This is a genomic window from Corynebacterium sp. H127 (assembly GCF_037482665.1).
In the GTDB taxonomy this organism is placed as follows: Bacteria; Actinomycetota; Actinomycetes; order Mycobacteriales; family Mycobacteriaceae; genus Corynebacterium.
This window is the reverse complement of the sequence record NZ_JBBHKY010000026.1, coordinates 1-1,777: the sequence shown is the minus strand read 5'-3', so window position 1 is coordinate 1,777 and position 1,777 is coordinate 1. Positions and strand designations below refer to the sequence as shown.

Genomic DNA, 1,777 nt, shown 5'->3' with positions numbered 1-1,777 from the left:
ACGTCTGCTGTTCGCCTGGATCGACCAGCGTGGTCCTTTAACTTCGGTAATTCCCATAAAACATCGACAGACCGAGGCACACCAAGCTTTGCATTCGTTGCGCTCAAATGCTCCATTTTTCCACCTGATGGCAAGGGATTCCGCGGGGGCCACTACGCAAATCTTTCAACATCCAATGTTCGTAAAGCACCTGGTGTGGAATACGTCTCATTCGAACGGCATCATATTGTCGCCCAATCGGTTATGCGGAATGTGCGCTCCGATCTTCCCGGTGATCTGAGCGAGTATAAAGGCCCCGCCATTCAGATGCTCCCCGAAGACCATAAGCGAACACTTTCCTATGGACAGTCTCCTGAAGCCGCTGCTTATCGCGCCCGCCAAGAAGAACTGATCCGGGAAGGAAAAATAGACAAAATCTATGAGATAGAATACAACCGCCTAGAGGAACTGTTCCCCGGCAAGTACACAGCAGCTCTTAATGAAATGCTGGACTACGCTCTAAGTAAGGGATACATGAAAGTCGACTTCAGAACAACGCTGACATAAGGAGAATGTCTATGGATTTCCAGCCCGATTTTTTTCAAGCCCTCAATCCCGGTAAAGAACCACTCTCTTACGAAGGTCGCCTAATGGATATAAAAATTGACGATCTGACCTGGATTGATCCATCTTTAGGATCACAAGCTTTAAGCTATCTGGAAATAGGCAACAAGAAGCGGCTCATTAAAGGCTCAATAAGGGATAAGAAAGTTGTCGCCATGGAGCTTGTCGACATCGAACCGGGTGATTCTTTTATGGGGACTGATCTCTCCCTTCGCGCAATTCCTTTCCTGAAAGCATTGCTCGCCAAAGGGATTGAGGCGGACTACGACGGTGAAACTGTTGTCCTCAAGGATTACCCTATTGAAATTTATTTCGAGAAAGGTAAAGTTATTTCTATCTTGTGGACCGAGTTTCCCGATAGTGCGGTCAATTCATGAACTTCACCACCGACTACACGCTGCCGTTTCCCCTCGGCGGCACACTCGACGACGCCATCAAAGCCTGCCTGGACAGTCAACAACCAGCAGACGACGAACTCGAAGCCTGGATTGACATCCCCGACAGAGACAACGACGAAGAATATTCGTTGGTAGTCAGCCGAATCGAAGACAACACCTGCGTCACTGTTGCCCTCACCGACATCTACCGCGACACCTTCCTCGGCCTATGTCTTGATCCCCGGAAAACAACCGATGAAGAGTTCGCCGCTGGCCTTAAGAGCCAAGGAATAAACACGATAGTTCAATTCGGGGAAATCATCCTGCCCGATCACCTGATCACCATTGTCCTCAACGAAACGATCACCTGGTGGGATCCGAATTATTGGGGCGCAGAGGGCTTCCGCAACGAAACAATCGCTGAGCAACCCTAACCATGCCCTGCCAAGCCTCTACCTCTCACTGATTCCTAGGTGCCACCTGTATCCAGAACCGAATAGCATTGGTTCCAGATACAGGCGGCTACTCCATTTCCCACGTGACATGAAAGCACAAATAATCAGCTTCACAGAACTCTTCAGCACATGTGCTGAGCCTTGCTCACAACAGCGGCTGCAGGACATCGAATCAAACATCGGCATGACCCTGCCCGAGGACTATCGCCACATGATCCTCACTACAGGCGGGGGGAAACTCGCCTACGAAAAGCGCTTCTTCCCGGCCCAGCTAGATGCCTTTGGATTCCCGGATGGTTTCGCACTGTGGGGTTTCTTCGGAAACGGATCCTACACTGGCAC

The 1,777-nt window shown here is 50.3% G+C and carries 3 protein-coding genes and 1 pseudogene; all 4 read left to right on the top strand.

The annotated features are described in order from the left end of the window. Positions 1 to 546: pseudogene (locus WG936_RS12210) on the top strand (hypothetical protein); the annotation flags it as partial. Positions 547 to 557: 11 nt separating this feature from the next. Next, positions 558 to 980, top strand: coding sequence for a hypothetical protein (locus WG936_RS12205; RefSeq protein ID WP_339573061.1), 423 nt, complete (start codon positions 558 to 560; stop codon positions 978 to 980). Further along, positions 977 to 1,414 (top strand): hypothetical protein, encoded by a 438-nt coding sequence (locus WG936_RS12200; RefSeq protein ID WP_339573060.1) that lies wholly within the window; start codon positions 977 to 979, stop codon positions 1,412 to 1,414. The genes WG936_RS12205 and WG936_RS12200 overlap by 4 nt, the downstream gene beginning before the upstream one ends. 109 nt (positions 1,415 to 1,523) lie before the next feature. After that, on the top strand, positions 1,524 to 1,777 hold a 254-nt coding region (locus WG936_RS12195; RefSeq protein ID WP_339573059.1), incomplete at its 3' end, for an SMI1/KNR4 family protein.